This is a genomic window from Stieleria sp., assembly GCF_041595215.1.
GTDB lineage: Bacteria > Planctomycetota > Planctomycetia > Pirellulales > Pirellulaceae > Stieleria > Stieleria magnilauensis.
This window is the reverse complement of record NZ_JBFHKV010000332.1, coordinates 1-7800: the sequence shown is the minus strand read 5'-3', so window position 1 is coordinate 7800 and position 7800 is coordinate 1. Positions and strand designations below refer to the sequence as shown.

Here is a 7800-nt window from a genome sequence, read left to right as displayed (position 1 = left end):
GGTTCGACGGGGAGGCGTCGCTTTGTACGCATCGTCGTTTTGCGGCAAGGAACTTTTCGTCAGTCCGGTTCGCTATCCCTCGTCCGGCGAGAAGTCAGAATCGTCATCGCCCGCGCATCAAAAAACGGCCGAATGATTCGACTTTCATCGAAGCATCTCGGCCGTCACAGCAGGACGCAATGGTCACAACCGATACGGTCAAGCCGTGTCGGCCTGGTAGGAATCAAACATCCGGCTCATCATCGCCGCCGGGTGGGACTTGCGTTTCTCGGCAAGTCGGTGACAACCGATACATTCTCGCGCGTACGGCACCGCACGAAGCCGCGTCAGTGGGATCGGCTTTTTACAACTCTCGCAGTCTCCGTACTTGCCTTCGTCCAACCGCTGGATCGCGGCATCGATCGCCTCCAACTCGCGCCCCTCGACCTCCAACAGCTGGCTGTTCAATTCGGCTTGCACCGTGTCGGCGACCGCATCGAGGACGTCACCGGTCTTGGACGGTTTGCCCTGCAAGAGACTGAGGTCGCCGATGGCGGACCGAATCAATGCGTCGCGTCGTTTCAGGAGAGTCGCTCGCAATTTCTTAATTGAGTCTTTTCTTGCCATCGGATCACCTAAATCTCTATGTATGCCTGTCGGTCTTACGAGCCCTGCCAGCCTTTAGTTCCGCAATTCGCCTACCAATTGAACTGAAACTTGGCAACCACCGCTGTGAAATAGTAGAGGCGCCGCTCGTAAAGTCACCCTTGAAAGACAACGAATTCCCCCTTATGCCCCATCAAGGGCGCCAGAGCAACCATTTTTGCGATATTCCGCAAATTTCGCTCGCTCCAAATCCGCTTTTGCGACGAGACAGTTTGCGTTGGGGTCCGCCCACCACCCTCAAGAGCCGCTTGGACGACCGTTGAGAACTGAAACCGCACAGATCAGGTGATTTTGGTTCACCCCAGCGACCGCTCTGTCCGAAACTCTGAAAACGGTCTTGTCTGTCGGCAACGACCCCATCCAGGCAATTTTGCAAGCAAAGACGCAAGGAACGTGTCGTGATGAACGACCAAAACGACGGCCCCTCGAGCCCCACCGATCTGCATCAGTCCAACCACGACATCAAGTTCGTGGCCTCGGCGGGACACCTGCGCGACGACGACTCCTCGCGGATCGGGATCATCCCCGACGCGTTGACCGAGACGCTGCCGCGGCTCGGCGGCCTGACCGCTGGCGGAGCGTCGCTGGAGGGATCGCGGTCGATTCCGGCGACGGGCCAGACGGCTTTGGAGTTCCGTGTGATTCGCCCCGGCGCTCCGGTCCGCAGGCTGCGACTGACCGGCAACCGCTACACCTTCGGCAGCGGCGAAGGGTGCTCGATCCGGCTGGATGATGAATCGCTCCGCCCCATGCACGCCGTCCTGCTGCGTGACGCACACCGAATTTTGATGCGCGCCTATTCGGTGCCGCTGGAATGCAACGGCAACCGGGTCACCGAATCGGTGCTTCGCCTGGGTGACATCATCCGCATGGGCCAGTATCGATTCGAGTTGCTTGCCGCACCCGAATCGTCCGCACCGCGACACGCCTCGTTGGAAACCCGCGAATCGGTGTTGCACGAGCGGCTGACTCAGTTGAGCCAGCAGTGGCATGCGCGGCACGCCGAATGCGAAGTGCGCGAGAGCCGTTGCGATCAACGCGAGACCGAATTGCACGGCCGCGAAACGGAGCTGTGGAGTCGCGCCGAATCCCTGCAGCATCGCGAAAGCCATCTGCTGGCCCAGGAAGCTGCCGTCCGCGAGATCCAAGAGACCTATGCGGCGACCCAGGAAGAACTGAAATCGCTGCGGATGCGAGAGATCGAAACCAGCGAGGCGCTGCAAGAAAAGGAAGCCGAGTTGCAGCACAAGAGTGACTTGTTGCGTGAGCGGCAAGCGGAACTCGAACGACGCCAGGCCGAATGGCAACAGCGTGAAGAGCAGTATGCCGAGCATGCCGCCGAGGCGCAGCGAAAGCTGGAACAAACCCAGCAACAGGCTCAATCGGCCAGCGATGCCGTCGGTCGGATGCGCGATGAGTTTTCCACGCTCAGCGAACAACTGACGGAACTGAGGGAACGACACAGCGAGTTGCAGGCCCGCGAGAAGCGTGAACAACAAGAGCACGAGCGACTGCGGAGTGAACTGGAAGCGGCGCGTGACCAAGCGATCGACAGCGTTGCCGAAAGCGAAGCCAAACGCCAGGCGACCGAGAGCGAACTGGAGCGAGTGTCGGCGGATCTACAATCCACACGCGAAGAACTGGCCCGCATCCGTGAGGAGAGCAAACAGTGCCAGAATGAGTTGAGCGAGAAGCTGCGCGCGACCGGTCAGGAGCTTCAGGCGACGCGCGAAGACGCAGAACAATCGCGTCGGGCTGCCGAAGAAGAACAAGCGTACAACGAAAAACGGATCGCCGAACTCGAAGAACGACTCGCCAAGATTCAAGAGAATCGTGAAGAGAGCGAGCGGTCGACGGACGAGGAAATCGCCGCACTGCATCGCAAGCATGCGTCCGCCGAAGAGGCCCGGGCCGAGGCAGACGAAGCCCGTGCCCAAGCCGAGGCCGCTCGCCAAACCGCCGAAGCGGCCCGCACCGATGCCGAAGCCGTTGCCGAAGAACTGCGCGAGAACATTCGCCAGTTGCAAGAAAACGTCACCGAAGCGACGCAAGAAGCGTCCCAGTTGCGGATCGACCAAGAAGGCGCCAACGCGTCGATCCGACAGCTCGAATTGCTGGTCGACCAAACCAAAAACAATCAATCGGCGCAGCAAGAATCCTGGACGCAAGAATGCGACCAGCTGCGGCAGACGATCGAAGACCTGTCGATCCAACTGGCCGCGGCAAACGTCGAACTCGGCCAGCTTCAATCCGCTAACGAAGCGCTCTCCTACGAGCTGGCGCAATCCTCCTCCGGCGACGACGATCACGAAACGTCCAACCAGGCGGTGATCGATTCGGAACAGTTCCGGATCCTGGAACAGGAACTCGATTCGGCCCGCCAGGAAATCGAGCGGTTGCGAGAAACACACGCCGAAACCGTTTCGCGTTTGGAAACCGAGCGACAAGAAAGCGAGTCGGCGCTGCGTCACGAGATCGAACAACTGCGTGATGAAATCGCCTCGGCACAGCAAACCGCCGAAGCACATCTCCAGGGATTCGCTCAGGCAACCGACTTGGAACCGGCCAACAGCCCCAGTCCAGCAACGGAACAATTTGTCGAGTCGGGTGAAAATCGCTGGCGGTTGGAGTCCGAACAATCGGTCGAACAAAGCAGCCATCTGTACGAGGAACGGGGATACGAGGAAGGGTACGACGACGGCTCTCTCGAAGGCGGCGAATCAGAGCCGGTGAATTGGTCGCAAACCGAATCGCTTTCCGATGCGGCCGATCCCACGGCCGACGACCCACAAGCCTCCGACGCCACCGCGGAAACACCGTCCGAAGGTCAAGCGGCAACCGATCAAAGCGTTTCCTGGCACGATGAATTGCCCGAGCAGGCGATCGATGGCGCGATCGATGAGATCGAACACAACGTCGAACAAGCCATCTCGGACTACGAAGCACCGCAGTCAGAATCGGCCTGGGCAGACCCCCAAGACCATGGCCCCCAAGACCATAGCGACACCGATCCTTCGGCCGGCGACATGGCGGACGTCGACATCGCACACGACTTCTCGAGTGAATCGACGACCGAACAAGAGTCGCCACTGGATTGGTCCGCCTTCATGCCCGGCGGCGATGTCCAGTCGTCTAGCGATGACGACACACAGTCGCCCGAGCAGGTGCTCGATCAAGAACCCGAACAGGTGCTCGATCAAGAACCCGAACAGGCCGAACCTGAACAGGCGGGCCTGGAAGCGAATGCATGGGACCAGTCATCGTGGCAGACCGATGCGGAGCAATCCGGTGAAGCCAACGACTATGAGGCGACACAGCAGTGGGACGGTGTCACCGACGACGGGAACGACAGCGTATCATCCGGGCTGGATTCACTGCTTCACGGCGAAGAAGACGAAGCGGTCGCGGAAGACCAAACCGTCGAGGACGCTGAACCACCCGCCGGAAGCCTGGCGGCGATGCTGATCCGTGACTTGGCCGGCGACGACGAAGCACCGCAAGAACACAGCGATGCGAACGCAGACGAAGAAAACGCATACGATGAAAGCTCGTATGACGATCACTCCTATCAGGACAACTCCTACGCCGACGATGTCTCCGCTGAATCAGCGGAATCCGAGGACTCCGTCGAGGAGGGCCATCACGCGACTTTCGTGATGGACAGCGAGATTGAGTTCTCCGCCGATGAATCCGATGGCGAATCCGACGCCTGGAGCCTGGAGTCTCCCCACCAGGACGAACCACTGGCAAACGACGCGACCGGTCTGGCGGAATCTTTCGATCAGCCGCAAGACGACCTCGACCGCGACGCCGCCGCAGAGGAATTCACGTCGCAGACCGCTCTGGTGTCCGAACACGACACCGTGGTGGCCGCGGACGACGGGCCGGAAGACGATTCGATCGAAGCCTACATGAGCCGTTTGTTGCAACGCGTTCAAGGCGAAGATCAACCGAAGCAGCCTGCTCCGCCAGCGCCGCCCAGCGTTCCCGTCGCCGAAACCGAACAAGACGATTCCGCGATGGAGTTGGACGAATCGGACGAAGCGGAGTTGGAACAGTCACATCCGGTCGAACCGTCGATCAAGGACAGCGTGCCGTTGGTTCCACGTTCGCAAGCGCCGGAGTTATCGCGCAACCTTTCGGCGATGCGTGAATTGGCCAACCAGTCGGCCCGCAATGCCGTCTCACGCAGCATTCGAATCCAGGCGCGTGACACCCAGATGAAAGCCGCACTCAAAGGCGGTTTGGCTCTCGGGTTCGCCACCATGGGGATCGCCGCCTTTATTTTCGTCACGTGGTCGGGGACAATCAAATTCGGATTGGTCGGCGCGTTCCTGGTGCTCGCCGGTGTGTTTGGGCAAGAAGGCTACGTGCTGGCGAGAGATGCCCGACGTCGTTTGGCGCTGGCGGACCAGCAAACCGCCGAAGAGGCCGACGACGACTTGGCTGACGAATAGTTCCCGACGGATCGCTTTTCCAATCGCTAAGATCTTTTCGGACCGAGCACGGCCGGGAGCATTCGTACGATGTCACTGTTGATCCAAAACGGCACGATCATCACCCCCGACCAGCGTTATGTCGCTGACATCTTGATCCAAGGCGAATCGATCTACCGGATCGCCCCCGTGATCGACACCTCGGACGTCGGCGATGTGGAGATCATCGACGCGGAGGGCAAGTATGTGTTTCCGGGTTTCATCGACCCACACGTCCACATCTACTTGCCGTTCATGGGGACCTACGCCAAGGACACGTACGACTCCGGCAGTCGTGCCGCACTGGTCGGCGGCACGACCACGCTGATCGAAATGTGCTGTCCGGCACGCGAAGACGACCCCTGGGATGCCTATCAGTTGTGGAAAGGTAAAGCGGAAGGCCTCTCGGCGTGCGACTACTCGTTTCACATGGGCGTCACTCGGTTTGACGAGACGACCGAGCCACTGCTGCGGCGCATCGTTGCCGATGGCGTCACGTCGTTCAAAGTTTTCCTGGCCTACAAAGGCGCGTTCGGTGTGAGTGACGAGGAACTCTATCGCACCTGTCGCCTGGCAAAGGATTTGGGCGTGGTGGTCACGGCACACTGCGAGAACGCCGACCTGGTCGCCCAGCTGCAAACGTCACTGGTTGCCGCAGGCAAGACCGGCCCGGAATTTCACGAACCCTCGCGTCCGGTCGCCGTGGAAGCCGAAGGGGTGCACCATTTCTGTACGTTCCTGAAGATGACCGGTGCGGCCGGCTACATCGTCCACACGTCCTGCCGAGACGCCGTCGAAGCGGCACTGAAGTTTCAAGTCCAGGGGGTCGACGTGAAACTCGAAACCGTGATCCCGTACTTGGTACTCGACAAGACCTACGCCGAACGTCCGAACTTTGAAGGCGCCAAGTATGTGATGAGTCCCCCGATCCGCGATCTCTCACATCAAGATTACCTTTGGAATGCGCTCCGGTCCGGTGTGATCTGCACCGTTGCTACCGATCACGCCCCCTTCGACTTTGTCGGCCAAAAGGAGATGGGTAAGCCGCCTGAATCCGACTTCACCAAAATCCCCAACGGCATCCCGTCGGTCGAGCATCGTCCCACGCTGCTGTACACCCACGGCGTTGCGACCGGCCGTATCGACTTGCACCGCTTCGTCGAATTGCTGTCGACGTCGGCGGCAAAGCAGTTCGGCATGTTCCCCCGCAAAGGAAGCATCCAACCGGGCTGCGACGCCGACTTGGTGATTTGGGATCCGGACTACCGAGGCACGATCTCGGCGGCCACACACACGATGAACACCGACTACGACGGATTCGAAGGCTTTCCGATCATCGGCCGCCCCGCCGTCGTCACCTGCCGCGGAAAAGTCTCCGTTCGCGACGGCCAGTTCACCGGCACCCTCGGTCACGGACGACAAGTCGCCCGGTCGACGAAAGGCAGCGACGTCGATTCAATGGCTACGCCGTGACGCATCAGCAGCTGCAGCCCTGAAGGTGATAGCGGAACGGCGCGCGCCCAATACCGCTCAATCGACAAAGTTTTGACCAGCGCAGGGCCCGTAGGCTCGCGCCAAACGGCTGATACTCGTATGACATCAGCCGGTTCGCGCCAGCGTCCGGGCGCCCATCAATCTCGAGTGAGCGGTATTGGGCGCGAGCCGTCCGATCCCAGCGTTGAAAACCGGAGGGCTCGCGCCCTGCCGCTAACGGATAACGGAAGCCCCAACCCGTTCGGGTCGGCCCTACAACCGCTCGTAGAACCCGCGCGGTTGATGATCGGGATGGGCGCGAAGAAAGCGGACCAACTGGCCTGCGACCGTTTCGGTGTGCACTCTGTCGCGTGAGCTGCCCACCAGCAGAATCACCCGTTCTCCGGCGACGTCCAATCGAATGAAATAGGTCGTTCGCACAGGACCATCGGGGCTGCCGTTGCGTGTGTTCTGCCAATCGACACTGTCGATGCGAATCGCCCGCACGTCCGCGACCGGGATTCGAGAAACCTCGGGGGCCATCCAGTGGAACACCGATCGATCGCTGCGGACCACGTCGGCTGCATCGAACCGTCCGACAAGCGTTTGCCGCTCGTACGACATCGCCACCACGATCGCAACACAAACCGTTGGAACCCCGAATTCAATCGCGATCTTCTGCCACTGAGACCTGGACCATTGGCCTCGACGCGTCCGATGCGCCGCCATCACGACGTACAACACCAACAATCCGCCAACAAACAGCAGACTGAACGGCGCGTTGGAATAGTCGAAGACAATCCCTTCGGCGGACTGCGCGTATTGCTCGATCTTAAAAAAGCTCACGGGACGTCACATTCGACTCGGTTTCCGGGGGAACGCCGGCAGCCCCTTCCCCAGGGCGGCGGCTTGAACTTCCGTGCGCAAGCTTATAGGCCGATCGCAACCCGGCGTCAAATCTGCCCCCATCATTCCGCCCCCATCATTCCGCCCCCATCATTCTGCCCCCATCGTTTTGCCCCCATCATTCTGCCCCCATCATTCTGCCCCCGTCATTCTGCCCCCATCATTCTGCCCCCATCATTCTGCCCCCATCATTCTGCCCCCATCATTCTGCCCCCATCATTCTGCCCCCATCATTCTGCCCCCATCATTCTGCCCCCATCATTCTGCCCCCATCATTCTGCCCCCATCGTTTTGCCCCCAT

The 7800-nt window shown here is 60.2% G+C and carries 4 protein-coding genes; 2 read left to right on the top strand and 2 right to left on the bottom strand.

What is annotated here, in order from left to right:
• Positions 1-198: 198 nt before the first annotated feature.
• Positions 199-579 carry a TraR/DksA family transcriptional regulator gene (locus ABX749_RS14330; RefSeq protein ID WP_372896577.1) on the bottom strand — a complete coding sequence of 127 codons (381 nt, stop codon included), beginning with the start codon at positions 577-579 and terminating at the stop codon, positions 199-201.
• 467 nt (positions 580-1046) lie between these two features.
• Here ABX749_RS14330 and ABX749_RS14325 point away from each other — a divergent pair, with 467 nt between their 5' ends.
• Together ABX749_RS14325 and hydA are read left to right on the top strand one after the other, a co-directional pair.
• Positions 1047-5102 (top strand): FHA domain-containing protein, encoded by a 4056-nt coding sequence (locus tag ABX749_RS14325; protein WP_372896576.1) that lies wholly within the window; start codon positions 1047-1049, stop codon positions 5100-5102.
• 69 nt (positions 5103-5171) lie between these two features.
• On the top strand, positions 5172-6593 hold the full coding sequence (hydA, locus tag ABX749_RS14320; RefSeq protein WP_372896575.1) for a dihydropyrimidinase: 1422 nt from the start codon (positions 5172-5174) through the stop codon (positions 6591-6593).
• A 273-nt stretch (positions 6594-6866) separates the two neighbouring features.
• On the opposite strand, the gene ABX749_RS14315 is transcribed toward hydA, so the two are convergent.
• On the bottom strand, positions 6867-7439 hold the full coding sequence (locus ABX749_RS14315; protein WP_372896574.1) for a hypothetical protein: 573 nt from the start codon (positions 7437-7439) through the stop codon (positions 6867-6869).
• Positions 7440-7800: the final 361 nt, after the last annotated feature.

What these genes read in the sequence shown, in the direction of transcription:
- ABX749_RS14325 (WP_372896576.1), top strand. Translation starts at nt 1,047, where the DNA reads ATGAACGACCAAAACGACGGCCCCTCGAGCCCCACCGATCTGCATCAG.
- hydA (WP_372896575.1), top strand. Translation starts at nt 5,172, where the DNA reads ATGTCACTGTTGATCCAAAACGGCACGATCATCACCCCCGACCAGCGT.